Genomic DNA, 23,522 nt, shown 5'->3' with positions numbered 1-23,522 from the left:
GGTAGGGGGTGTCCGGACTGCGACCTTCACTTCGCTTCGCTCGTTACGGGCGCCGCCACGTCCGGACACCCCCTACCCCCGCTCCGGCACCGGTCGCCTCCCGCCGTTGTCGGCTGTCGCGGCGTGGTGGCAGGCTGAGGCGATGATCTCTGTGGAGACGATCGATCTGGGGTACCTCGTTCGGCCCGCCGAGGAGTGGGGTGGGGAGCGGGATCGGGCGGAGCCCGTCCTCGCCTATCTCGTGCGGCACGGCGAGGGCACGTTGTTGTTCGACACCGGGCTCGGGGAAGGGTCGCCCGAGACCGATGCCCACTACCGCCCCGTGCGCCGGGCCTTGGACGTCGGGGAGGTGGATCTCGTCGTCAACTGCCACCTGCACTTCGACCACATCGGCGGCAACCGCGCGCTCGGCCGTCCCGTGCTGGTGCAGAAGACGGAGCTCGCCGTCGCGCGGGGCGGGGGGTACACGATCGACTCGTTGCTGGACGGCGTCCGGTACGAGGAGATCGACGGGGAGCACGAGGTCGCCGAGGGGATCCGGATCGTGCCCACGCCGGGGCACACCGAGGGGCACCAGTCGCTGGTGGTCGACCACGGTGACCGGCTGACGGTGCTCGCGGGACAGGCGTACGACTTCGCGGGGGAGTTCGGACGGCCCCACCGGCCGTGGCTGGAACGGCTCGGAGAGCTCGGCGGGGGGCGGCCCGCGCGTGTCCTGTTCGCCCATGACCACGACCATTGGGAAGGGGTGCTGCCCCCGCCCCGGTAGCCTGTGCGTCCGTGACCGAAACCCTGATCTGGACCGTCGCCGCGCTGATTCTGATCGGTGTCTATCTGAGTTGGACCGCCGGCAGGCTCGACCGGCTGCACACCCGTATCGACGCGGCCCGCGCCGCGCTCGACGCGCAGTTGCTCCGGCGGGCCTCGGTCGCTCAGGAGCTCGCCACCTCGGGGGTGCTCGATCCGGCCGCCTCGATCGTGCTCTACGAGGCGGCGCACGCGGCCCGGCAGGCCGAGGAGGACCACCGCGAGGTCGCCGAGAGCGAGCTCAGCCAGGCGCTGCGGGCCGTGTTCGGGGAGTCGGAGCAGGTCGAGCTGGTGCGCGAGGCGCCCGGTGGCGAGGAGGCCGCGGGGGAGCTGGCCGCGGCCGTGCGCCGGGTGCCGATGGCGCGCCGTTTCCACAACGACGCCGTACGGGCCGCGAGGGCGCTGCGCCGCCACCGCAAGGTGCGCTGGTTCCGGCTGGCCGGTCACGCTCCGTTCCCGCTCGCCTTCGAAATGGATGACGAGCCGCCCGTGGCCCTTGCGGATCGCCCCGCCTGACCCGGTGTGGCCTTCGTAACCTGCGAAAACGAGCCACCGGCTATGCATTGGCCCTTGCTGTGGCCCCCTGCTGGCCGGTTTCCTCATCTCGTCAACAATCCCCGTTGTCACTGAGTGAGGTACCCGTGTCCACCACGCCTTCCACCACCCCGCAGTCCGCCGACGCGATCGGCACCTCCCGAGTCAAGCGCGGCATGGCCGAGCAGCTCAAGGGCGGCGTGATCATGGACGTGGTCAACGCCGAGCAGGCGAAGATCGCCGAGGACGCCGGCGCCGTGGCCGTCATGGCCCTGGAGCGGGTCCCCGCGGACATCCGCAAGGACGGCGGCGTGGCCCGCATGTCCGACCCGAACATGATCGAAGAGATCATCGGCGCCGTCTCCATCCCGGTCATGGCCAAGTCCCGCATCGGCCACTTCGTCGAGGCCCAGATCCTCCAGTCGCTGGGCGTGGACTACATCGACGAGTCCGAGGTCCTGACCCCGGCCGACGAGGTCAACCACTCCGACAAGTGGGCCTTCACGACCCCCTTCGTCTGTGGCGCCACCAACCTGGGCGAGGCCCTGCGCCGCATCGCCGAGGGCGCGGCCATGATCCGCTCCAAGGGCGAGGCCGGCACCGGCAACGTCGTCGAGGCCGTCCGCCACCTGCGCCAGATCAAGAACGAGATCGCCAAGCTGCGCGGCTTCGACAACAACGAGCTGTACGCCGCCGCCAAGGAGCTGCGCGCCCCGTACGAGCTCGTCAAGGAGGTCGCCGAGCTCGGCAAGCTGCCGGTGGTGCTGTTCTCCGCCGGTGGTGTGGCCACCCCGGCCGACGCCGCGCTGATGCGCCAGCTCGGTGCCGAGGGCGTCTTCGTCGGCTCCGGCATCTTCAAGTCCGGCGACCCGGCCAAGCGCGCCGCCGCCATCGTGAAGGCCACCACCTTCTACGACGACCCGAAGGTCATCGCGGACGCCTCCCGCAACCTGGGCGAGGCCATGGTCGGCATCAACTGCGACACCCTCCCCGAGGCCGAGCGCTACGCGAACCGGGGCTGGTAAGCACTCATGAGCACTCCCGTCAGCCCTGTCATCGGGGTCCTGGCTCTCCAGGGCGACGTACGGGAGCACCTGATCGCCCTGGCCGCGGCTGACGCCGTGGCCAGGCCCGTCAGGCGCCCCGAGGAGCTCGCCGAGATCGACGGCCTCGTCATCCCCGGCGGAGAGTCCACCACCATCTCCAAGCTGGCCGCGCTGTTCGGCCTGACGGAGCCGCTGCGCGAGCGGATCGCGGGCGGCATGCCCGTGTACGGCACCTGCGCCGGTCTGATCATGCTCGCCGACAAGATCCTCGACCCGCGCTCGGGCCAGGAGACCTTCGGCGGCATCGACATGATCGTGCGCCGCAACGCCTTCGGGCGGCAGAACGAGTCCTTCGAGGCGGGCGTGACCGTGACGGGGATCGACACCCCCGTCGAGGGCGTCTTCATCCGCGCCCCGTGGGTCGAGTCGGTCGGCGCGGAGGTCGAGGTGCTCGCCGAGCACGACGGCCACATCGTCGCCGTGCGGCAGGGACGGGCCCTCGCGACCTCGTTCCACCCCGAGCTCACCGGTGACCACCGGATCCACGAGCTGTTCGTGGCCATGGTGCGCGCCGAGGGGTGAGACGATCCTTGTAGGATCTCTGGGGTTCGTTCAGTAATGGGTTACGCGAAGGAGACAGGCAGATGTCCGGCCACTCTAAATGGGCTACGACGAAGCACAAGAAGGCCGTGATCGATGCCAAGCGCGGCAAGCTCTTCGCGAAGCTGATCAAGAACATCGAGGTCGCGGCCCGCACCGGCGGTGCCGACCCCGAGGGCAACCCGACGCTCTACGACGCCATCCAGAAGGCCAAGAAGTCGTCCGTTCCCAACAAGAACATCGACTCCGCGGTCAAGCGCGGCGGCGGCCTCGAGGCCGGCGGCGTCGACTACGCGACGATCATGTACGAGGGTTACGGCCCGAACGGTGTCGCGGTGCTCATCGAGTGCCTCACCGACAACCGCAACCGCGCCGCCTCCGACGTGCGGGTCGCCATGACCCGCAACGGCGGCTCGATGGCCGACCCGGGCTCCGTCTCGTACCTGTTCAACCGCAAGGGCGTCGTCGTGCTCCCCAAGGGCGAGCTGACCGAGGACGACGTCCTGGAGTCGGTGCTCGAAGCCGGCGCCGAGGAGGTCAACGACCTCGGTGAGTCCTTCGAGGTCATCAGCGAGGCCACCGACCTGGTCGCGGTCCGTACCGCGCTCCAGGGCGCCGGCATCGACTACGACTCGGCCGACTCCAGCTTCGTCCCGACCATGCAGGTCGAGCTCGACGAGGAGGGTGCGCGCAAGATGTTCAAGCTGATCGACGCCCTGGAGGACAGCGACGACGTGCAGAACGTCTACGCCAACTTCGACGTCAGCGACGAGGTCATGGAGAAGGTCGACGCCTGATCGCGACCTCACCGCAGCGGGCCGACGGGGGACACACCCCCCGTCGGCCCGCTGCGTTGTCGGTGGCAGCAGATAGCCTGCACAAACAGGTGAGCGAACAGGGAGGGCACGGTGCGCGTTCTGGGGGTGGATCCCGGACTGACCCGATGTGGTGTCGGGGTGGTCGAGGGGGTCGCCGGGCGACCGCTGACCATGCTCGGGGTCGGCGTGGTGCGCACCCCCGCCGACGCCGACATCGGCGTCCGGCTGGTCGGCATCGAGCGTGGCATCGAGGAGTGGATCGAGCGCTTCCAGCCCGAACTCGTCGCCGTGGAGCGGGTGTTCAGCCAGCACAACGTGAGCACCGTGATGGGCACCGCCCAGGCGAGCGCCGTCGCCATGCTGTGCGCCGCCCGGCGCGGCCTGCCCGTCGCCCTGCACACGCCCAGCGAGGTCAAGGCCGCCGTCACCGGCAGCGGCCGCGCGGACAAGGCCCAGGTCGGCGCCATGGTCACCCGGCTGCTCCGGCTGTCCGCCCCGCCCAAGCCGGCCGACGCCGCCGACGCCCTCGCCCTCGCCATCTGCCACATCTGGCGCGCCCCCGCGCAGAACCGTCTCCAGCAGGCCGTCGCCCTGCACGCCTCGAAAGGCCGTATCCGATGATCGCCTTCGTCAGCGGCCCGGTGGCCGCCCTCGCCCCCACGACCGCCGTCGTCGAGGTCGGAGGCATCGGCATGGCCGTCCAGTGCACCCCCGACACCCTCGCCGGGCTGCGCGTCGGTGAGCACGCCCGCCTCGCCACCTCCCTGGTCGTCCGCGAGGACTCGCTCACCCTGTACGGCTTCGCCGACGACGACGAGCGGCAGGTCTTCGAGCTGCTCCAGACCGCCAGCGGGGTCGGGCCCCGGCTCGCCCAGGCGATGCTCGGCGTGCACCGCCCCGACGCGCTGCGGCTCGCGTTCTCGACCGGCGACGAGAAGGCGCTGACCGCCGTCCCCGGCATCGGCAAGAAGGGCGCGCAGAAGCTCCTCCTCGAACTGAAGGACAAGCTGGGCCGCCCACTCGGCAGCAGCGGCCTGGTCGGCGCCCAGCGCGCCGTCGCGGCCGGACCCGCCCCCTGGACCGAGCAGCTCGCCGCCGCCCTCGTCGGACTCGGCTACGCGAGCCGCGAGGCCGATGAGGCCGTCGCCGCCGTCACCCCGCAGGCCGAGGCCGCGCTCGCCGAGACCGGCTCCGCGCCCGTCCCGCAGCTGCTGCGCGCAGCCCTGCAGACGCTCAACCGCGCCCGCTGACCTCCCGTACTCGAAGAAGGCAACCAACCACCGTGAACTGGGACGACGAGACGGCACCGGCCGCCGAGGAGCGCATCGTCGACGCCTCCGCCGAGGGCGACGACCAGGCCGTCGAGGCGGCGCTGCGGCCGAAGGACCTGAGCGAGTTCGTCGGCCAGGAGAAGGTCCGCCAGCAGCTCGACCTGGTCCTCAGGGCCGCCCGCCAGCGCGGCGCCACCGCCGACCACGTGCTGCTCTCCGGCGCCCCCGGCCTCGGCAAGACCACCCTGTCGATGATCATCGCGGCGGAGATGAACGCGCCGATCAGGATCACCAGCGGCCCCGCCATCCAGCACGCCGGCGACCTCGCGGCCATCCTGTCCTCCCTCCAGGAGGGCGAGATCCTCTTCCTCGACGAGATCCACCGGATGTCCCGGCCCGCCGAGGAGATGCTCTACATGGCGATGGAGGACTTCCGCGTCGACGTCATCGTCGGCAAGGGCCCCGGCGCCACCGCCATCCCCCTGGAGCTGCCGCCCTTCACCCTGGTCGGCGCCACCACCCGGGCCGGCCTGCTGCCGCCGCCGCTGCGCGACCGCTTCGGCTTCACCGGGCACATGGAGTTCTACGAGCCGCACGAGCTGGAGCGGGTCGTGCACCGCTCCGCCGGGCTCCTCGACGTCGAGATCGACACCGCCGGCGCCGCCGAGATCGCCGGCCGCTCCCGCGGCACCCCCCGCATCGCCAACCGGCTGCTGCGCCGCGTCCGGGACTACGCGCAGGTCAGAGCCGACGGCGTGATCACCCAGGAGATCGCCGCCGCCGCCCTCGGGGTGTACGAGGTCGACAGCCGCGGCCTCGACCGTCTCGACCGCGCGGTGCTGCGGGCCCTGCTCAAGCTGTTCGGCGGCGGCCCGGTCGGCCTGTCCACCCTCGCGGTCGCCGTGGGGGAGGAGCGGGAGACCGTCGAGGAGGTCGCCGAGCCCTTCCTCGTACGCGAGGGTCTCCTCGCGCGCACACCCCGTGGCCGCGTCGCCACTCCCGCCGCATGGAACCACCTCGGAATGGTTCCGCCGCAGGCCGCAGGGCCGGGGGGCACAGGAAGCGGACAACAGGGGCTCTTCGGGGCGTGACGGCGCGGAGACTCGCCCGTCCGGGAACCGGGGTGCGATGCTGGGCGTTGTTCCAACGATGCGGACTCGCCTAGACTCCGCCGGTGCCGCTCCTTATGGTCGGCGCACCCACCCCCGAATCAGGCTGCGACATCTCGGCGGCCTTGCGAAGGAAATTCCGTCCCGTGAATAACATCGGCATGCTCCTCCCGTTCATCGTGCTCATCGGGGCCATGTTCCTCATGACCCGCTCTGCCAAGAAGAAGCAGGCGCAGGCGGCGGAGATGCGCAACCAGTTGGCACCCGGTACCGGCGTTCGCACGATCGGGGGGATGTACGCCACCGTCAAGGAGATCGGTGACGAGACCGTCCTTCTCGAGGTCGCGCCCGGCGTCCACGCGGTCTACGCGAAGAACTCCATCGGCGCCGTCCTGGAGGACTCCGAGTACAACCGGATCGTCCACGGCGACGAGCCCGGCGAGGTCGTCCCCGACGACGCCTCCTCGCTGACCGAGGCCGTCGAGGAGTCCACCGAGGACGTCAAGGCCGATCTCACCAAGAAGACGGACGCCGCCGAGGACGTCAAGGACGGCAAGGCCGACGGCGGGACCGAAGCGAAGTAGTTCGCGGCAGGAGCCGCGCGTCCGCCGATCCGGCGCGCGCGGCTCCGGCGACGGTTCCACGTCTGCGGGGGCAGGACCCCACCACACACTTCGTGGCCGCTGCGCGCCCAACCGGCGCGGGGCGGTTTGGACAGGGAGAAACGACAGGTGGCAGCACCGAAGAAGGGCCGAAGGCCGGCGGGGGGACAGAGCCGGCCGGGCCGCGCCCTGGCACTCATTGTGATCGCCATGGTCGCGCTCACCGGCGGCATGTTCTGGTCGGGGCACACCACCCCGCGCCTGGGCATCGACCTCGCCGGCGGTACGTCGATCACGCTCAAGGCGAAGGCGGAGCCCGGACAGGAGTCCGCCGTCAACGAGACCAACATGAACACCGCGGTCGGCATCATCGAGCGGCGTGTCAACGGTCTGGGTGTCTCGGAGGCCGAGGTCCAGACGCAGGGCCGCGAGAACATCATCGTGAACATCCCCAAGGGATCGAACGAGAAGCAGGCCCGCGAGCAGGTCGGTACCACCGCCCAGCTGTACTTCCGCCAGGTCCTGGCCGTGGCCGCCGCCGAGCAGCCGGCGCCGAACACCAGCTCCTCGGCCACGCCGACGCCGAAGCCCTCGGCTTCCGGCGCCACCGCGGACAAGGGCAAGACGGACAAGTCCGCCACCCCGACGGCCACCGCGTCCACCCAGGGCCGCGCCGTCACCGACGCGCTGAAGGCGCCGAGCCCGACGCCGACGTCCACCGCGACGCCGAAGTCGACCGGCACGCCGAAGGCCGACACCCCGGCCGACCCGGCCACCGCCGCCCTGCAGCAGAAGTTCGCCACGCTGAACTGCCTGGACCCCAAGCAGCGCACCGCCGCCGGTGACGGCGTCAAGCCGACCGACACCACCGTCGCCTGCGGCAAGAACGCCGTCGGCCAGTGGGAGAAGTACATCCTCGGCCCGGCCGAGGTGGACGGCAAGGACGTCGACGACGCCAAGGGCGTCTTCGACCAGCAGCGCGGCATGTGGATCGTGAACATGGAGTTCACGAGCGGCGGCGCCAAGAAGTTCCAGAAGATCACCGGCAAGCTCTCGCAGCAGCAGGAGCCGCAGAACCAGTTCGCGATCGTGCTCGACGGCGAGGTCGTCTCGGCCCCGTCCGTGCGCACCACGCTGAGCGCCAACGCGGAGATCTCGGGCAGCTTCAACCAGCAGTCGGCCCAGGACCTCGGCAACATCCTGTCCTACGGTGCCCTGCCGCTCACGTTCGACACGCAGAGCGTCGACACCGTGACCGCCGCCCTCGGCGGCGAGCAGCTGCAGGCCGGTCTGATCGCCGGCGCCATCGGTCTCGCGCTGGTCATCATCTACCTGGTGGTCTACTACCGCGGCCTGTCGCTGATCGCGATCCTCAGCCTCGGCGTCTCGGCCCTGCTCACCTACGTGATCATGTCCCTGCTCGGCCCGGCCATCGGCTTCGCGCTGAACCTGCCGGCCGTCTGTGGCGCCATCGTGGCCATCGGCATCACCGCGGACTCGTTCATCGTGTACTTCGAGCGCATCCGCGACGAGATCCGCGAGGGCCGCACGATGCGCCCGGCCGTCGAGCGCGCCTGGCCGCGGGCCCGGCGCACCATCATGGTCTCCGACTTCGTGTCGTTCCTGGCCGCCGCGGTGCTCTTCATCGTCACCGTCGGCAAGGTCCAGGGCTTCGCGTTCACGCTCGGCCTGACCACGCTGCTCGACGTCGTCGTGGTGTTCCTCTTCACCAAGCCGGTGATGACGCTCCTCGCCCGTACGAAGTTCTTCGGCAACGGCCACAAGTGGTCCGGCCTCGACCCGAAGCGCCTCGGCGCCAAGCCGCCGCTGCGCCGCTCCCGCCGTCAGTCCGCCCCCGTAGACCCGAAGGAGGCGTGAGATGTCGAAGCTCGGAGATCTCGGCGCCCGGCTCCACCGCGGTGAGGTCGGCTACGACTTCATCGGCAACCGCAGGATCTGGTACGGCATCTCGATCCTGATCACCATCACGGCGATCGTCGCCCTCGCGGTGCGCGGCCTCAACATGGGCATCGAGTTCCAGGGCGGCGCCGTCTTCACCACCCCGAAGACGGCCGTCTCGGTCACCCAGGCCCAGGAGTTCGCGGAAGAGGCCTCCGGCCACGACGCGATCGTCCAGGAGCTCGGCAGCGGCTCCCTGCGCATCCAGGTCGGCGGTCTCGACACCGCGAAGTCCGACCAGGTCCGCACGGAGCTCGCCAAGGAGCTGAACGTCCCCGAGTCCAAGATCGCGGCGGAGCTCGTCGGCCCCAGCTGGGGTGAGCAGATCGCCACGAAGGCATGGACCGGTCTCGCGGTCTTCATGATCCTCGTGGTGATCTACCTCGCCATCGCCTTCGAATGGCGGATGGCCGTCGCGGCGCTCATCGCGCTGATCCACGACCTCACCATCACCGTCGGCATCTACTCGCTGGTGGGCTTCGAGGTCACGGTCGGTACGGTCATCGGTCTGCTGACGATCCTCGGTTACTCGCTCTACGACACGGTCGTCGTCTTCGACTCGCTCAAGGAGCAGACGAAGGGCATCACCAAGCAGACCCGCTGGACCTACAGCGAGATCGCCAACCGATCGATCAACGGCACCCTGGTCCGTTCGATCAACACCACCGTCGTCGCGCTGCTGCCGGTCGCCGGCCTGCTCTTCATCGGTGGCGGCGTCCTCGGCGCCGGCATGCTGAACGACATCTCGCTGTCGCTGTTCGTGGGTCTCGCCGCCGGTGCGTACTCCTCGATCTTCATCGCCACCCCGCTCGTCGCCGACCTCAAGGAGCGCGAGCCGGCGATGAAGGCCCTGAAGAAGCGGATCATGGCCAAGCGCGCCGCCGCTGCCGCCAAGGGCGAGTCCCTCGACGAGGACACCGACCTCTCGGACGGCGCCCTCGCGGGTGAGGCCGCCGTCGTCGGCCAGGGCCACCGCGGCCGCTCGGAGAACCGCTGATGACCGCCGAGGCCCGGAGCACCACGGAGCTGCTGCTCAGCCGCATCCGTGACGTCCCCGACTACCCGAAGCCCGGGGTGCTGTTCAAGGACATCACCCCGCTGCTCGCGGACCCGGAGGCGTTCACCGCTCTGACCGACGCCCTCGCCGGGCTGTGCGCGGCACAGGGCGCCACGAAGATCGTCGGCCTGGAGGCCCGCGGCTTCATCCTGGCCGCCCCGGTCGCGGTCCGCGCCGGCCTCGGCTTCATCCCGGTCCGCAAGGCCGGGAAGCTGCCCGGAGCCACCCTGCGGCAGGCGTACGAGCTGGAGTACGGCACCGCCGAGATCGAGGTGCACGCCGAGGACCTGGCCCCGGGCGACCGGGTCATGGTCATCGACGACGTCCTCGCCACCGGCGGCACCGCCGAGGCGTCCCTCGAGCTCATCCGGCGTGCCGGAGCCGAGGTCGCCGGCGTGGCCGTCCTGATGGAGCTGGGCTTCCTGCCCGGCCGGGCCCGCCTGGAGCCGGCCCTGGCCGGCGCTCCGCTCACCGCGCTCATCACCGTCTGACCCGCGGCGTCCGACGGACGGGGGCGGCCCGGGGAATTCCCCGGGCCGCCCCCGTCGTTTTCCGGACACACCCCCGAGCGGCGCTCCGTGCGGCGGTGCGGACGTCTCAGCCCGCAGCCACGTGAGCACAGGCGCTTCCAGGTCGATACGATGGCCTTTCCGGGCCTGACCGGGGGACCCGGACATTCCCCCAGACTCCGTCCGGGGGTACCCCCAGAGGAGCGCTCTTGCCAGACGAGGCCCAGCCACTCTCCGCCGCGCAGCCCGAGCAGCAGGCCGACCAGGCCGCGCAGGGACCCGACGCGCCCCAGAACAAGCCTGCGGAGACCCGGCCCCGGCCCGCCGACCAGGCCCCCGCCCCCGCGCCGGCCGTGCGGCCCACGCCCGCGACGCCGAGCCGCTCCGGCGGCTCCTCCAGCCGCGTCCGCGCCCGGCTGGCCCGCCTCGGCGTCCAGCGCTCCTCCCCGTACAACCCGGTCCTCGAACCGCTGCTGCGGATCGTGCGCTCCAACGACCCGAAGATCGAAACGGCGACATTGCGCCAGATCGAGCGGGCCTACCAGGTCGCCGAGCGCTGGCACCGCGGCCAGAAGCGCAAGAGCGGCGACCCGTACATCACGCACCCGCTCGCGGTCACCACGATCCTCGCCGAGCTGGGCATGGACCCGGCGACGCTGATGGCCGGCCTGCTGCACGACACCGTCGAGGACACCGAGTACGGCCTGGACACCCTGCGCCGCGACTTCGGCGACCAGGTCGCCCTGCTCGTCGACGGCGTCACCAAGCTGGACAAGGTCAAGTTCGGCGAGGCCGCCCAGGCCGAGACCGTCCGCAAGATGGTCGTCGCCATGGCCAAGGACCCGCGCGTCCTGGTCATCAAGCTGGCCGACCGCCTGCACAACATGCGCACGATGCGCTACCTCAAGCGGGAGAAGCAGGAGAAGAAGGCCCGCGAGACCCTGGAGATCTACGCCCCGCTGGCGCACCGGCTGGGCATGAACACCATCAAGTGGGAGCTGGAGGACCTCGCCTTCGCGATCCTCTACCCCAAGATGTACGACGAGATCGTCCGGCTGGTCGCCGAGCGCGCCCCCAAGCGGGACGAGTACCTGGCGATAGTGACCGACGAGGTCCAGGCCGACCTGCGCTCCGCCCGCATCAAGGCCACCGTCACCGGCCGGCCCAAGCACTACTACAGCGTCTACCAGAAGATGATCGTCCGCGGCCGTGACTTCGCGGAGATCTACGACCTGGTCGGCATCCGCGTCCTCGTGGACACCGTCCGCGACTGCTACGCGGCGCTCGGCACCGTCCACGCGCGATGGAACCCGGTCCCCGGCCGGTTCAAGGACTACATCGCGATGCCGAAGTTCAACATGTACCAGTCGCTGCACACGACGGTCATCGGACCCAACGGCAAGCCCGTCGAGCTCCAGATCCGCACCTTCGACATGCACCGGCGCGCCGAGTACGGCATCGCCGCGCACTGGAAGTACAAGCAGGAGGCCGTCGCCGGCGCCTCCAAGGTCCGCGCCGACGTGCCCAAGAAGGCCGGCAAGGACGACCACCTCAACGACATGGCCTGGCTGCGCCAGCTGCTCGACTGGCAGAAGGAGACCGAGGACCCCTCGGAGTTCCTGGAGTCGCTGCGCTTCGACCTCTCCCGCAACGAGGTCTTCGTCTTCACCCCCAAGGGCGACGTCATAGCGCTGCCCGCGGGCGCCACCCCGGTCGACTTCTCCTACGCCGTCCACACCGAGGTCGGGCACCGCACCATAGGAGCCCGGGTCAACGGCCGGCTCGTGCCGCTGGAGTCCACCCTCGACAACGGCGACCTCGTCGAGGTCTTCACCTCCAAGGCCGCCGGCGCCGGACCCTCCCGGGACTGGCTCGGCTTCGTCAAGTCCCCGCGCGCCCGGAACAAGATCCGCGCCTGGTTCTCCAAGGAGCGCCGCGACGAGGCCATCGAGCAGGGCAAGGACGCCATCGCGCGGGCCATGCGCAAGCAGAACCTGCCCATCCAGCGGATCCTCACCGGCGACTCGCTGGTCACCCTCGCGCACGAGCTGCGCTACAGCGACATCTCCTCGCTGTACGCGGCGATCGGCGAGGGCCACGTCACGGCCCAGTCGATCGTGCAGAAGCTGGTCCAGGCCCTCGGCGGCGAGGAGGCGGCCACCGAGGACATCGAGGAGGCCGCCCCGCCCGCCCGCGGCCGCTCCAAGCGCCGGTCGAACGCCGACCCCGGCGTCGTCGTCAAGGGCGTCGAGGACGTCTGGGTCAAGCTGGCCCGGTGCTGCACGCCGGTGCCCGGCGACCCGATCATCGGCTTCGTCACCCGCGGCAGCGGCGTCTCGGTGCACCGCAGCGACTGCGTGAACGTCGACTCGCTGTCCCGGGAGCCCGAGCGGATCCTCGAGGTCGAGTGGGCCCCCACCCAGTCCTCGGTCTTCCTCGTCGCCATCCAGGTCGAGGCGCTGGACCGCTCCCGGCTGCTCTCGGACGTCACCCGCGTCCTGTCGGACCAGCACGTCAACATCCTCTCGGCGGCCGTGCAGACCTCCCGCGACCGGGTGGCCACCTCGCGGTTCACCTTCGAGATGGGCGACCCGAAGCACCTGGGTCACGTCCTGAAGGCCGTCCGTGGCGTCGAGGGCGTCTACGACGTCTACCGGGTCACCAGCGCCCGGCGCCCCTGAGAACGGGGCGCCACGCGCCGCACAGCGCCCCGCGCACGAGGAAGGGCCCCCGGCCGAAGCCGGGGGCCCTTCCTCGTACCGCTGGGACTGCTGTCAGCCGCCGAACTCCTGCAGACCCTTCAGGGCCTGGTCGAGCAGCGCCTGGCGGCCCTCCAGCTCGCGCGCGAGCTTGTCGGCCCGGGCGTCGTTGCCGGCGGCGCGGGCGGTGTCGATCTGCTTCTGCAGCTTGTCGACCGCGTCCTGGAGCTGGCCGGTCAGACCCGCGGCGCGGGCGCGCGCCTCCGGGTTGGTGCGGCGCCACTCGGCCTCCTCGGCCTCCTGGATCGCGCGCTCCACGGTGTGCATCCGGCCCTCGACCTTCGGGCGGGCGTCGCGCGGCACGTGGCCGATGGCCTCCCAGCGCTCGTTGAGGGAGCGGAAGGCCGCGCGGGCCGCCTTCAGGTCCGACACCGGCACCAGCTTCTCGGCCTCGACCGCGAGCTCCTCCTTCAGCTTGAGGTTCTCGGTCTGCTCCGCGTCACGCTCGGCGAAGACGCCGCCACGGGCCGCGAAGAAGACGTCCTGGGCGCCGCGGAAGCGGTTCCACAGCTCGTCCTCGTGCTCGCGCTGGGCGCGGCCCGCCGCCTTCCAGTCCGCCATCAGCTCGCGGTAGCGGGCGGCCGTGGTGCCCCAGTCGGTGGAGTTCGAGAGCGCCTCGGCCTCGGCGACCAGCTTCTCCTTGGCCTTGCGGGCGTCCTCGCGCTGCGCGTCGAGCGCCGCGAAGTGGGCCTTGCGGCGCTTGGAGAAGGCGGAGCGGGCGTGGGAGAAGCGGTGCCACAGCTCGTCGTCCGACTTGCGGTCCAGCCGCGGCAGGCCCTTCCAGGTGTCCACGAGCGCGCGCAGCCGCTCGCCCGCGGCACGCCACTGCTCGCTCTGGGCGAGCTCCTCGGCCTCGGTGACCAGGGTCTCCTTGGCGGAGCGGGCCTCGTCGGCCTGCTTGGCCTTCTGGACCTTGCGCTCCTCGCGGCGGGACTCGACCGCCTCGGTCAGCTTGTCGAGCCGGGCCGCCAGCGCGGCCAGGTCGCCCACCGCGTGGTGCTCCCGGACCTGCTCGCGGATGTGCTCGATCGCCGTCGTGGCGTCCTTCGCGGAGAGGTCGGTGGTCCTCACCCGCTTCTCGAGGAGGCCGATCTCGACCACCAGGCCCTCGTACTTGCGCTCGAAGTAGGCCAGCGCCTCCTCAGGGGTGCCGGCCTGCCACGATCCGACGACCTGCTCGCCCTCGGCCGTACGCACGTACACGGTGCCCGTCTCGTCGACGCGGCCCCACGGGTCGCTGCTCACAGCGCCTCCTCACCATGATGCCGTCATGGGGGCCCTGCCCCCTGGCATCGTCCACGGATTCCCGGCGGGTCTCGCCCGCCCTCCACAGCGCGGCCGACGGCCGGCGCTGCACAACGCCAATCTAGGCGAACGGCGGCCCGGCTGTCCGCACTCAGCACGACCGAAATTCAACGGTCACGTGCGGGCGGGCCGCCGGGCCGCCGTCGCGTCACTTCTTGCCGACGACGGCCTTCTCGATGGTGACGGCCTTCTGCGGCGCACCGTCGCCCGCGCCGCCCTGGACGCCGGCCTTCGCCACGTCCTCGACGACCTTGAGGCCCGCCGCGTCGAAGGTGCCGAACGGGGTGTAGTTCGGGGGCAGCTTGGTGTCCTTGTAGACGAGGAAGAACTGGCTGCCGCCGGTGTTCGCGCCCGCGTTGGCCATGGCCACCGTGCCCTTGGGGTACGTGACGGAGCCGTCCGCGCCGGCCTTGCCGAGCCCGGTCAGGTTCTCGTCCGGGATGACGTAGCCGGGGCCGCCGGTGCCGTCGCCCTTCGGGTCGCCGCACTGGAGCACGAAGATGCCCGAGGTGGTGAGGCGGTGGCACTTGGTGCCGTCGAAGTACTTCTTGTCCGCGAGGTGCTTGAACGAGTTCACGGTGTGCGGGGCCTTGGCCGCGTCCATCGTGACCGTGATGTCGCCCTGGTTGGTCTTGAGGGCCATCGTGTACGAGGCCGTCTTGTCGATGGACATCGCCGGCTCGGGCTGCGAGGACGTGCTCTGCTCCGGGCTCGGCGTGTTCGTCGGCTGGCTCGCCGCGTTGTCCGACTTCTTGTCGTCGCCGCTCAGCGCCACCGAGAGGTAGACCGCGCCGCCCGCGGCGACCACGACCGCGAGCGAGGCGGCGATGACGCTGATCCGGCGCGACCTGCGCCGGGCGTCGGCGCGTCGCTGCTGCTGACGCTGGTACTTGTCCCTGGCGAGCTGCCGCCGCCGCTGATCGCTGGTGACCACCGGGTCCGCTCCTTGTCGATCGTCTGTTCAGTCCTGGCCGGATGTGCCCGTACCGTATACGGGTTGGCTGTGGAATACGCAGCGCCGGTAGGCTCTGACCCGCTGCATTCCGTTTCGCCGCAGCCATCTGCCGGACGACAAATAAGGACGATCGTGCTGATTGCCGGGTTCCCCGCCGGGGCCTGGGGCACCAACTGTTACGTGGTCGCCCCCGCCGCAGGCGAGGAGTGCGTCATCATCGACCCGGGCCACCAGGCCGCCCAGGGAGTCGAGGAGACGCTCAGGAAGCATCGGCTCAAGCCCGTCGCCGTGGTCCTCACCCATGGCCACATCGACCACGTCGCCTCCGTCGTCCCGGTCTGCGGCGCCCATGACGTACCCGCGTGGATCCACCCCTCCGACCGGTACATGATGAGCGACCCGGAGAAGGCCCTCGGCCGCTCCATCGGGATGCCCCTCATGGGCGAGCTGACCGTGGGCGAGCCCGACGACGTGCGCGAGCTCACCGACGGCGCCGAGCTGAGCCTCGCCGGACTGACGCTCTCCGTCGCGCACGCGCCCGGTCATACCAAGGGGTCGGTGACCTTCCGGACCCCCGAGACCACGGAGATCCCCTCCGTGTTCTTCTCCGGGGACCTGCTGTTCGCCGGCTCCATCGGACGCACCGACCTGCCCGGCGGTGACATGGACGAGATGCTCGGATCGCTGGCCCGCGTGTGCCTGCCGCTCGACAACTCGACCGTGGTCCTGTCGGGACACGGTCCCCAGACGACCATCGGCCAGGAACGCGCCACCAATCCCTATCTGCGGCAGGTGGCCGACGGCCTCGGGAGTCCCCGGGCTCCCCGACGAGGAATGTGACGAGATCCACGTGAGCACCTTCAAGGCCCCCAAGGGCACGTACGACCTGATCCCGCCGTACTCGGCGAAGTACCTCGCGGTCCGCGAGGCCATCTCCGGCCCCCTGCGCACGGCCGGCTACGGCTACGTCGAGACCCCCGGCTTCGAGGACGTCAACCTCTTCGCCCGCGGCGTCGGCGAGTCCACCGACATCGTCACCAAGGAGATGTACGCCTTCGAGACCAAGGGCGGCGACAAGCTGGCCCTGCGCCCCGAAGGCACCGCCTCCGTGCTGCGCGCGGCCCTGGAGGCCAGCCTGCACAAGCAGGGCAACCTGCCGGTCAAGCTCTGGTACTCGGGCTCGTACTACCGCTACGAGCGCCCGCAGAAGGGCCGCTACCGCCACTTCTCCCAGGTCGGCGCCGAGGCCATCGGTGCCGAGGACCCGGCGCTCGACGCCGAGCTGATCATCCTGGCCGACCAGGCCTACCGCTCGCTCGGCCTGCGCGACTTCCGCATCCTGCTGAACTCGCTCGGCGACCAGGAGTGCCGCCCCGTCTACCGCGAGGCGCTGCAGGGCTTCCTGCGCGGCCTCGACCTGGACGAGGAGACCCTGCGCCGCGCCGAGATCAACCCGCTGCGCGTCCTCGACGACAAGCGGGAGGCCGTGCAGAAGCAGCTGGCCGACGCCCCGCTGCTGCGCGACTACCTGTGCGACGCGTGCAAGGCGTACCACGAGGAGGTGCGCGCCCTGATCACCGCGGCGGGCGTGGTCTTCGAGGACGACGCCAAGCTGGTGCGCGGCCTGGACTACTACACCCGCACCACCTTCGAGTTCGTGCACGACGGTCTCGGCTCGCAGTCGGCGGTCGGCGGCGGTGGGCGCTACGACGGCCTCTCCGAGATGATCGGCGGCCCGGCGCTGCCCTCCGTGGGCTGGGCGCTCGGCGTGGACCGCACCGTCCTCGCGCTGGAGGCGGAGGGCGTGGAGCTCGACCTCCCGGCCGCCACCAGCGTCTTCGCGGTGGCCCTCGGCGAGGAGGCCCGCCGGCTGCTCTTCGGCAAGATCACCGAGCTGCGCAGGGCCGGGATCGCGGCCGACTTCTCCTTCGGCGGCAAGGGCCTCAAGGGCGCCATGAAGGACGCCAACCGCTCCGGCGCCCGCCTCGCGGTCGTCGCCGGCGAGCGGGACCTCGCCGAGGGCGTCGTCCAGCTCAAGGACATGGAGTCCGGCGAGCAGCAGCCGGTCGCCCTCGACGGACTGCTCGACGCGGTGCGGGCCAAGCTGGCCTGACCGCACACCGTACGGAGGAGGGGCCCGGCCCGCGTCACGCGGACCGGGCCCCTCCCGCCTTTCCGGCTCCCTTACCGGGCGCGAACGCGGCCCGTGGCACCCTGTGCGGCACAATGACCGTGCCCGGTCAGCCGAACGAGCCCAGCGAGAAGAGCGAGCAGAGCGACATGACGAAAGCAGCGGCCGCCCACGAGACCGCCGTGCGGGACGAACCCCGCACCATCGGCGCCAGCCGCGCCTTCGCCTGGCTCCTGGTGATCACCGGCGCCGCCGGGCTGCTCGCCGCCTGGGTCATCACGATCGACAAGTTCAAGCTCCTCGAGGACCCGAACTTCACCCCGGGGTGCAGCCTCAACCCGATCGTCTCCTGCGGCAACATCATGAAGAGCGAGCAGGCCTCGGTCTTCGGCTTCCCCAACCCGATGCTCGGGCTCGTCACGTACGGCATGGTCGTCGCGATCGGCGTGGGCCTGCTGGCCGGCGCCCGCTACCGGCGCTGGTACTGGCTCGGCCTCAACGCGGGCGCGCTCTTCGGCGTCGGCTTCTGCACCTGGCTCATGTACCAGTCGCTGTACGAGATCAACTCGCTGTGCCTGTGGTGCTGCCTGGCCTGGGTCGCCACCATCGTCATGTTCTGGTACACCACCTCGCACAACGTGCGCCAGGGCGTCATCCGCGCCCCCGGCGCCGTGCGCACCTTCTTCGACGAGTTCACCTGGGTGCTGCCCGTGCTGCACGTCGGGATCATCGGCATGCTGATCCTGACCCGCTGGTGGGACTTCTGGACCAGCTGACGGCGGCCCCCGTTGTCAGTGCGGTGACCTAGGCTTCATGACCGTGGAGCCCGACCTGTTTACCGCAGCCGCCGAAGAACGCCAGGAGAAGGATCCGGCCAGCAGCCCGCTGGCCGTCCGGATGCGCCCGCGCACCCTCGACGAGGTGGTGGGCCAGCGGCACCTGCTCAAGCCGGGCTCGCCCCTGCGCCGCCTGGTCGGCGACGGCGGCGGCCCCGCCGGCGCCTCCTCGGTGATCCTGTGGGGCCCGCCGGGCATCGGCAAGACCACCCTGGCGTACGTGGTGTCGAAGGCGACGGACAAGCGGTTCGTGGAGCTCTCCGCGATCACCGCGGGCGTCAAGGAGGTCCGGGCGGTCATCGACGGCGCCCGCCGCGCCGTCGGGGGCTACGGCAAGGAGACCGTCCTCTTCCTCGACGAGATCCACCGCTTCTCCAAGGCCCAGCAGGACTCCCTCCTGCCGGCCGTCGAGAACCGCTGGGTGACCCTGATCGCCGCCACCACGGAGAACCCGTACTTCTCGGTGATCTCCCCGCTGCTCTCCCGCTCTCTGCTGCTCACCCTGGAGTCGCTCACCGACGAGGACCTGAGCGGACTGATGCGCCGGGCCCTGGAGGAGGAGCGGGGACTCGGCGGGGCCGTCACCCTGGCCGAGGACGCCGAGGCCCATCTGCTGCGCATCGCCGGCGGGGACGCGCGGCGCGCCCTGACCGCCCTGGAGGCGGCGGCGGGCGCCGCCCTCGCCAAGCAGGAGGCGGAGATCACCCTGGAGACGGTCGAGGAGACCGTCGACCGGGCCGCCGTGACGTACGACCGGGACGGCGACCAGCACTACGACGTGGCCAGCGCCCTCATCAAGTCGATCCGCGGCTCGGACGTGGACGCGGCACTGCACTACCTGGCCCGCATGATCGAGGCGGGGGAGGACCCGCGGTTCATCGCCCGGCGGCTGATGATCTCGGCGAGCGAGGACATCGGCCTCGCCGATCCGAACGCGCTGCCGCTGGCCGTGGCCGCCGCCCAGGCCGTCGCGATGATCGGCTTCCCGGAGGCGGCGCTGACCCTGAGCCACGCCACCATCGCCCTGGCCCTCGCCCCGAAGTCGAACGCGGCGACGAACGCGATCTTCGCGGCCCGTGCCGACGTCCGCGACGGCCTCGCGGGCCCGGTCCCGCCCCACCTGCGCGACGGGCACTACAAGGGCGCCGCCAAACTGGGCCACGCCCAGGGGTACGTCTACCCGCACGACGTCCCCGGCGCCATCGCCCCGCAGCAGTACGCCCCAGACCCGGTCCACGGCAAGCGCTACTACGAGCCGACCCGCTACGGGGCGGAGGCGCGTTACGCGGACGTGGTGGAGAAGGTGCGGGAGCGCCTGAAGGGCGAGGGCGGCTGAAGGAGGAGGGCGGCCGTGCGGGCGCCGGCGGAGCCGCCCGGCTGTTCGTGACACCCCCGGGGCCGGGGCGTCAGGAGGCGGCTGCCTCGAAGAGCCGGTGCATCTCGCGGCGCAGCCCGGAGACGTCCCGTACGGCCTCGGGAAAGTCGAAGCGTGCGTCGAAGCAGGACTCGGGGCCGGCGCTGAAGCGGACCCGCAGTCCGAAGCGGTCGAGGGCGAGCGGGGCCACGTCACGCGTGGGGACCAGGCCGGCCGCGTGGGTGCCGAGCAGCGAGGTCAGTTCGCGCATCCGGTCGCCGTGGGCGGCGTGCAGGTGCTGGAGGAGCTCCGTCTCGTGGATCCGCAGCGGATCGGGTTCGGCCGCCCCGAACTCCTCGGGGTCGACCTCGGCGCAGCCCCACAGGTCGTCCACGTTGGCCGCGCCGACCTCCACGCGGAGCATCATGCGGCCGGGTTCGGCGATCCCGGGCACGCAGGTCAGCCAGCCGGAGATCCAGGCCCGGCCCCGGATGCGGTGGGGGACCGAGACGGGGGCGACGTCCGTGAGCTCCAGCACGACCGGCAGCTCGTCGTCCTGCGCGTGGGTGGCGGCCCGTACCGGTGCCGCGTCCGCGGGGTAGAGCAGGAAGATCTCGCCGTCCGGTCCGACCGCGCGGGCCTCGGGGGAGAGCTGCTCCGGGGGGTGCCCGGAGGCCCCCGGAATCAGCAGCACCGCGGAGCATGTACTCTGTACGAGAGTTCGTGTGCGCTCGGCTGCTGACGGCATCCGTGCGAGATCAAGCCCGTTTGGACGCGGCTGACCATGAGCTGATCGGACCTCCGTCGTATCGATGCCTTCCGCGGCTTCCGTGGAGGAAAGTGCATCGGTCTTTGTGCTGCCGTCCGTGATGCGTGTGGTGTTCCCCGGGCGAGACATGCGATCTCCTTGAGTAAGGTGAGCCTAACCTAACCTACAATGGAGGTCTGGAGAACGTGCCTAACCAGTCGCGTCCCAAGGTCAAGAAGTCCCGTGCGCTCGGCATTGCGCTGACGCCGAAGGCCGTCAAGTACTTCGAGGCCCGCCCCTACCCGCCGGGCGAGCACGGCCGTGGCCGCAAGCAGAACTCGGACTACAAGGTCCGTCTCCTCGAGAAGCAGCGTCTGCGCGCCCAGTACGACATCAGCGAGCGCCAGATGGCCCGCGCGTACGACCGCGCGAAGAAGGCCGAGGGCAAGACGGGCGAGGCGCTGGTCGTCGAGCTCGAGCGTCGCCTCGACGCCCTGGTCCTGCGTTCGGGCATCGCCCGCACCATCTACCAGGCCCGTCAGATGGTCGTCCACGGCCACATCCAGGTCAACGGCACCAAGGTCGACAAGCCGTCGTTCCGCGTCCGTCCCGACGACGTCGTGATGGTCCGCGAGCGCAGCCGCACCAAGCCGCTGTTCGAGGTCGCCCGTGAGGGTGGCTTCGCCGCCGACGGTGAGACCCCGCGCTACCTGCAGGTCAACCTGAAGGCCCTGGCCTTCCGCCTCGACCGCGACCCGAACCGCAAGGAAATCCCGGTCATCTGCGACGAGCAGCTGGTCGTCGAGTACTACGCCCGCTGATCTCGGCAACGGTGTAGTACCACCCCCGCGGTGTTCAGCCCGCCGCTTCCCCGCCCTTACCCGTGGGGGAGCCGGCGGGCTTCCGCGTGTCCGGGACCGGTGTCCGCGCGGTACGGAACGGCCGCGGCGCCCTCGGCCCGGCCGGCTGCCCGAGGACGGCCGGATCCCGGCACTCGGCGAGCGCCCGGTCCACCGCCTCGTCCCACGACAGCGCCTGCCCCTCCCGGAACGCCGCCGCGTACCCCTCGCCGCCCAGCGCCTCGCCCGCCTGCCGCTCGCAGAGCACCCGCGGGCCGTTGAAATGGCCCGAGCCGAACAGCGGCAGCCCCACCGAGTCCCACATCGGCCGCGCCGCGCCCTGGAGCACCGCCGCCTCCCGCACGTCCCCCTCGGCCGCCCGCACCAGCGCGAGCAGCTCGACCGCCAGCACCAGACCCACCAGGTCGTGGAAGGCGTGGTCGATGGTGACGCACTCGGCCAGCAGCTCCCGCGCCCGCGCCGGCTCCCCCTCGGCCAGCGCCGCGTACCCCAGCACGTAGAGCGCGTACGCCCGCGTCCACCGCTCGCCCCGCTCCTCGCAGATCTCCCGGACCTCCGCGCACAGCGCGACCGCGCCCTCCAGATCCCCCTGGAACGCCCGCGCCATCGCCAGCTCGACCTGGCCCATCAGCACGTTGCTGTTCAGCTCGCCCTGCTCCCGATACGCCTCCAGGGCCCGCCCGATCAGCTCCTCGGCCCGCGGCATGTCGTCCGACAACAGCGCCAGACACCCCATCCGGTGCGTCGCGTACGCCTCCGCCAGCGCGTTGCCCGTGGCCCGGGCCCGCTCGCCGCACTCGTGCAACGCCGCCACCGCCGCCGTCGGATCCCCCTGCAGGACGGCCACGTACCCCAGCACCCACAGCGCCTTCAGCCGCGCGTCCTCCTGCTCCGCCCCCGCCGGGGCCGCGCCCAGCGCCCGGTCGAGCCAGTGCCGCCCCTCGGACAGACGCCCGCACCCCGCCCAGTAGAACCAGAGCGTGCCCGCCAGGTGCTGGGCGAGCGCGAGGTCCTCGGGCGACTCCAGGCACAGCTCCAGCGCCGCCCGCAGATTCGGCAGCGCCACGTCCGTGGCCGCCGCCACCTCCGCCTGCCGGGGACTGAACCACTCCAGCTCGCACCAGGTCGCGAGCCCCATGTACCAGTCGCGGTGCCGACGGCGCATCCGCTCCGTGTCGTCCAGCGCCGCCAACCACTCCGCCCCGTACGCCGCGACCGTGTCCAGCATCCGGTAGCGCGGCCCCGCCGCCGACTCCTCCCGCGCCACCAGCGACTGCGCCAGCAGCTCGCCTAGCACGTCGAGCACCCGCTCCACCGGCAACTCGGGCCCCGAGCAGACGTACTCCACCGCCTCCAGGTCGAACGGGCCCGAGAACACCGAGAGGCGCGCCCAGAGCAGCCGCTCCTCCGGGGCGCACAGCTCGTGGCTCCAGCCGATCGCCGTGCGCAGCGTCCGGTGCCGGGGCAGCGCCCCGCGCCGACCGCCGTCGAGCAGCCGGAACCGGTCGTCGAGCCGTTGCAGCACCTGCTCCACCGAGAGCAGCGGCAGGCGCCCGGCCGCGAGTTCCAGTGCCAGCGGGATCCCGTCCAGCCGCCGGCACAGCTCCCGCACCGGCCCGGGCGCCGCCGGCGCGTGCCGCCCCGCCGACTCCGCCGCCCGCTCGGTGAACAGCGCCACCGCGTCCGCCTCCGCCATCGGCGCCAGCGCCAGCACGGCCTCGCCGTCCACCCGCAGCGGCCGGCGGCCCACCGCCAGCACCGTGAGCCCGGCGCAGCCGCGCAGCAACTCCCGCAGCAGCCCCGCGCACTCCTCCACCAGGTGCTCGAAGCCGTCCACCACGAGCAGCAGCCGCAGCTCCGCCAGGTGTTCGGTCAGCACCTCCCGCGGGCCGCGCAGGGTGTGGTCGGTCAGACCGAGGGACTCGACCAGGGCGTGGGCCACCAGCTCCGGATCCCGCAGCGCGGACAGCTCCGCGAGCCGGACCCCGTCGGCGTAGCGTTTCTGCTCGGCGGCCGCGGTGCGCAGCGCCAGCCGCGTCTTGCCGACCCCGCCCACACCGACGACCGTGACCAGGCGGAACTCCTCGATGAGGCGGGCCAGTTCGTCCTGTTCCGCGGCCCGGCCCACGAACCGGTTGAGCTCCGCAGGGAGATTGCTCCGTCGCATGGGACACGGAGCGTACTCATCCGCGCGCGCTCCGTACAATCGGACCGGCGCAACTCCCCTCCCACGAGCGCGAATGCGGTACGGCTGAAGAGCTC

Annotated in this window: 22 protein-coding genes; 18 read left to right on the top strand and 4 right to left on the bottom strand. The window is 71.3% G+C overall.

Annotation, left to right across the window (positions count from 1 at the left end; all coding sequences use genetic code 11):
- The first annotated feature begins 142 nt into the window (after positions 1 to 142).
- The 13 genes from AB0Q96_RS38185 to AB0Q96_RS38125 all read left to right on the top strand — a co-directional run bounded on the left by AB0Q96_RS38185 (position 143) and on the right by AB0Q96_RS38125 (position 12,993).
- Complete coding sequence (locus AB0Q96_RS38185; protein ID WP_365333797.1) at positions 143 to 769, top strand: MBL fold metallo-hydrolase; 627 nt, start codon at positions 143 to 145, stop codon at positions 767 to 769.
- An 11-nt stretch (positions 770 to 780) separates the two neighbouring features.
- Positions 781 to 1,323 (top strand): hypothetical protein, encoded by a 543-nt coding sequence (locus tag AB0Q96_RS38180; RefSeq protein ID WP_329419017.1) that lies wholly within the window; start codon positions 781 to 783, stop codon positions 1,321 to 1,323.
- Positions 1,324 to 1,448: 125 nt separating this feature from the next.
- Entirely contained in the window at positions 1,449 to 2,366 is a 918-nt protein-coding gene (gene pdxS / locus AB0Q96_RS38175) for a pyridoxal 5'-phosphate synthase lyase subunit PdxS (RefSeq protein WP_361169457.1), read from the top strand.
- A gap of 6 nt (positions 2,367 to 2,372) precedes the next feature.
- A complete protein-coding gene (gene pdxT / locus AB0Q96_RS38170) occupies positions 2,373 to 2,969 on the top strand; it encodes a pyridoxal 5'-phosphate synthase glutaminase subunit PdxT (protein ID WP_365333794.1) in 597 nt (198 codons plus the stop codon).
- Between the two features lie 62 nt (positions 2,970 to 3,031).
- Positions 3,032 to 3,784, top strand: coding sequence for a YebC/PmpR family DNA-binding transcriptional regulator (locus AB0Q96_RS38165; RefSeq protein ID WP_329419012.1), 753 nt, complete (start codon positions 3,032 to 3,034; stop codon positions 3,782 to 3,784).
- Between the two features lie 111 nt (positions 3,785 to 3,895).
- Positions 3,896 to 4,426, top strand: a complete 531-nt coding sequence (gene ruvC / locus AB0Q96_RS38160; RefSeq protein ID WP_365333792.1) for a crossover junction endodeoxyribonuclease RuvC — start codon at positions 3,896 to 3,898, stop codon at positions 4,424 to 4,426.
- The gene (gene ruvA / locus AB0Q96_RS38155) at positions 4,423 to 5,055 is read left to right on the top strand and encodes a Holliday junction branch migration protein RuvA (RefSeq protein WP_365333790.1); all 633 of its coding nucleotides are present in this window, start codon (positions 4,423 to 4,425) and stop codon (positions 5,053 to 5,055) included. Before ruvC ends, ruvA begins: the two co-directional genes overlap by 4 nt.
- A gap of 32 nt (positions 5,056 to 5,087) precedes the next feature.
- Complete coding sequence (gene ruvB, locus AB0Q96_RS38150) at positions 5,088 to 6,167, top strand: Holliday junction branch migration DNA helicase RuvB (protein WP_365333788.1); 1,080 nt, start codon at positions 5,088 to 5,090, stop codon at positions 6,165 to 6,167.
- A gap of 179 nt (positions 6,168 to 6,346) precedes the next feature.
- Positions 6,347 to 6,769 carry a preprotein translocase subunit YajC gene (yajC, locus tag AB0Q96_RS38145; protein WP_365333809.1) on the top strand — a complete coding sequence of 141 codons (423 nt, stop codon included), beginning with the start codon at positions 6,347 to 6,349 and terminating at the stop codon, positions 6,767 to 6,769.
- Positions 6,770 to 6,916: 147 nt separating this feature from the next.
- Positions 6,917 to 8,665, top strand: a complete 1,749-nt coding sequence (gene secD, locus AB0Q96_RS38140; RefSeq protein WP_365333786.1) for a protein translocase subunit SecD — start codon at positions 6,917 to 6,919, stop codon at positions 8,663 to 8,665.
- Between the two features lies 1 nt (position 8,666).
- The gene (secF, locus tag AB0Q96_RS38135; RefSeq protein WP_365333784.1) at positions 8,667 to 9,743 is read left to right on the top strand and encodes a protein translocase subunit SecF; all 1,077 of its coding nucleotides are present in this window, start codon (positions 8,667 to 8,669) and stop codon (positions 9,741 to 9,743) included.
- A complete protein-coding gene (locus AB0Q96_RS38130; protein WP_365333782.1) occupies positions 9,743 to 10,294 on the top strand; it encodes an adenine phosphoribosyltransferase in 552 nt (183 codons plus the stop codon). Before secF ends, AB0Q96_RS38130 begins: the two co-directional genes overlap by 1 nt.
- Before the next feature lie 227 nt (positions 10,295 to 10,521).
- Positions 10,522 to 12,993 (top strand): bifunctional (p)ppGpp synthetase/guanosine-3',5'-bis(diphosphate) 3'-pyrophosphohydrolase, encoded by a 2,472-nt coding sequence (locus AB0Q96_RS38125; RefSeq protein ID WP_365333780.1) that lies wholly within the window; start codon positions 10,522 to 10,524, stop codon positions 12,991 to 12,993.
- 93 nt (positions 12,994 to 13,086) lie between these two features.
- On the opposite strand, the gene AB0Q96_RS38120 is transcribed toward AB0Q96_RS38125, so the two are convergent.
- The gene (locus AB0Q96_RS38120; protein WP_365333778.1) at positions 13,087 to 14,316 is read right to left on the bottom strand and encodes a DUF349 domain-containing protein; all 1,230 of its coding nucleotides are present in this window, start codon (positions 14,314 to 14,316) and stop codon (positions 13,087 to 13,089) included.
- A gap of 208 nt (positions 14,317 to 14,524) precedes the next feature.
- Positions 14,525 to 15,310, bottom strand: coding sequence for a peptidylprolyl isomerase (locus AB0Q96_RS38115; protein WP_365333776.1), 786 nt, complete (start codon positions 15,308 to 15,310; stop codon positions 14,525 to 14,527).
- 153 nt (positions 15,311 to 15,463) lie between these two features.
- Between AB0Q96_RS38115 and AB0Q96_RS38110 the strand changes: the two genes are divergently transcribed.
- The 4 genes from AB0Q96_RS38110 (at position 15,464) to AB0Q96_RS38095 (ending at position 19,634) form a co-directional block, all read left to right on the top strand.
- Positions 15,464 to 16,171 (top strand): MBL fold metallo-hydrolase, encoded by a 708-nt coding sequence (locus AB0Q96_RS38110; protein WP_365333774.1) that lies wholly within the window; start codon positions 15,464 to 15,466, stop codon positions 16,169 to 16,171.
- Between the two features lie 10 nt (positions 16,172 to 16,181).
- Positions 16,182 to 17,444, top strand: coding sequence for a histidine--tRNA ligase (hisS, locus tag AB0Q96_RS38105; protein WP_365333772.1), 1,263 nt, complete (start codon positions 16,182 to 16,184; stop codon positions 17,442 to 17,444).
- Between the two features lie 167 nt (positions 17,445 to 17,611).
- Entirely contained in the window at positions 17,612 to 18,238 is a 627-nt protein-coding gene (locus tag AB0Q96_RS38100) for a vitamin K epoxide reductase family protein (protein ID WP_365333807.1), read from the top strand.
- Between the two features lie 43 nt (positions 18,239 to 18,281).
- Positions 18,282 to 19,634: a replication-associated recombination protein A gene (locus tag AB0Q96_RS38095; protein WP_365333805.1), complete on the top strand. Its 1,353-nt coding sequence runs from the start codon at positions 18,282 to 18,284 to the stop codon at positions 19,632 to 19,634.
- 70 nt (positions 19,635 to 19,704) lie between these two features.
- On the opposite strand, the gene AB0Q96_RS38090 is transcribed toward AB0Q96_RS38095, so the two are convergent.
- Complete coding sequence (locus AB0Q96_RS38090) at positions 19,705 to 20,400, bottom strand: DUF2470 domain-containing protein (RefSeq protein WP_365333803.1); 696 nt, start codon at positions 20,398 to 20,400, stop codon at positions 19,705 to 19,707.
- Between the two features lie 206 nt (positions 20,401 to 20,606).
- Here AB0Q96_RS38090 and rpsD point away from each other — a divergent pair, with 206 nt between their 5' ends.
- Positions 20,607 to 21,221, top strand: a complete 615-nt coding sequence (gene rpsD / locus AB0Q96_RS38085; RefSeq protein WP_046907488.1) for a 30S ribosomal protein S4 — start codon at positions 20,607 to 20,609, stop codon at positions 21,219 to 21,221.
- 34 nt (positions 21,222 to 21,255) lie between these two features.
- On the opposite strand, the gene AB0Q96_RS38080 is transcribed toward rpsD, so the two are convergent.
- Positions 21,256 to 23,427 carry an AAA family ATPase gene (locus tag AB0Q96_RS38080; RefSeq protein WP_365333770.1) on the bottom strand — a complete coding sequence of 724 codons (2,172 nt, stop codon included), beginning with the start codon at positions 23,425 to 23,427 and terminating at the stop codon, positions 21,256 to 21,258.
- Between the last annotated feature and the right edge of the window lie 95 nt (positions 23,428 to 23,522).

Source organism: Streptomyces sp. NPDC093111 (assembly GCF_040683955.1).
Classification (GTDB): Bacteria; Actinomycetota; Actinomycetes; order Streptomycetales; family Streptomycetaceae; genus Streptomyces.
Note: the sequence above shows the minus strand (reverse complement) of the source record. Positions and strands in the feature narration are given on the sequence as shown.

Bases quoted from the DNA above. Each gene is read 5' to 3' on its own strand.
- AB0Q96_RS38185 (WP_365333797.1), top strand. From the start codon at position 143: ATGATCTCTGTGGAGACGATCGATCTGGGGTACCTCGTTCGGCCCGCC.
- AB0Q96_RS38130 (WP_365333782.1), top strand. From the start codon at position 9,743: ATGACCGCCGAGGCCCGGAGCACCACGGAGCTGCTGCTCAGCCGCATC.
- AB0Q96_RS38080 (WP_365333770.1), bottom strand. From the start codon at position 23,427: ATGCGACGGAGCAATCTCCCTGCGGAGCTCAACCGGTTCGTGGGCCGG.
- secF (WP_365333784.1), top strand. From the start codon at position 8,667: ATGTCGAAGCTCGGAGATCTCGGCGCCCGGCTCCACCGCGGTGAGGTC.
- AB0Q96_RS38100 (WP_365333807.1), top strand. From the start codon at position 17,612: ATGACGAAAGCAGCGGCCGCCCACGAGACCGCCGTGCGGGACGAACCC.
- pdxT (WP_365333794.1), top strand. From the start codon at position 2,373: ATGAGCACTCCCGTCAGCCCTGTCATCGGGGTCCTGGCTCTCCAGGGC.
- ruvA (WP_365333790.1), top strand. From the start codon at position 4,423: ATGATCGCCTTCGTCAGCGGCCCGGTGGCCGCCCTCGCCCCCACGACC.
- yajC (WP_365333809.1), top strand. From the start codon at position 6,347: ATGCTCCTCCCGTTCATCGTGCTCATCGGGGCCATGTTCCTCATGACC.
- AB0Q96_RS38165 (WP_329419012.1), top strand. From the start codon at position 3,032: ATGTCCGGCCACTCTAAATGGGCTACGACGAAGCACAAGAAGGCCGTG.
- AB0Q96_RS38090 (WP_365333803.1), bottom strand. From the start codon at position 20,400: ATGCCGTCAGCAGCCGAGCGCACACGAACTCTCGTACAGAGTACATGC.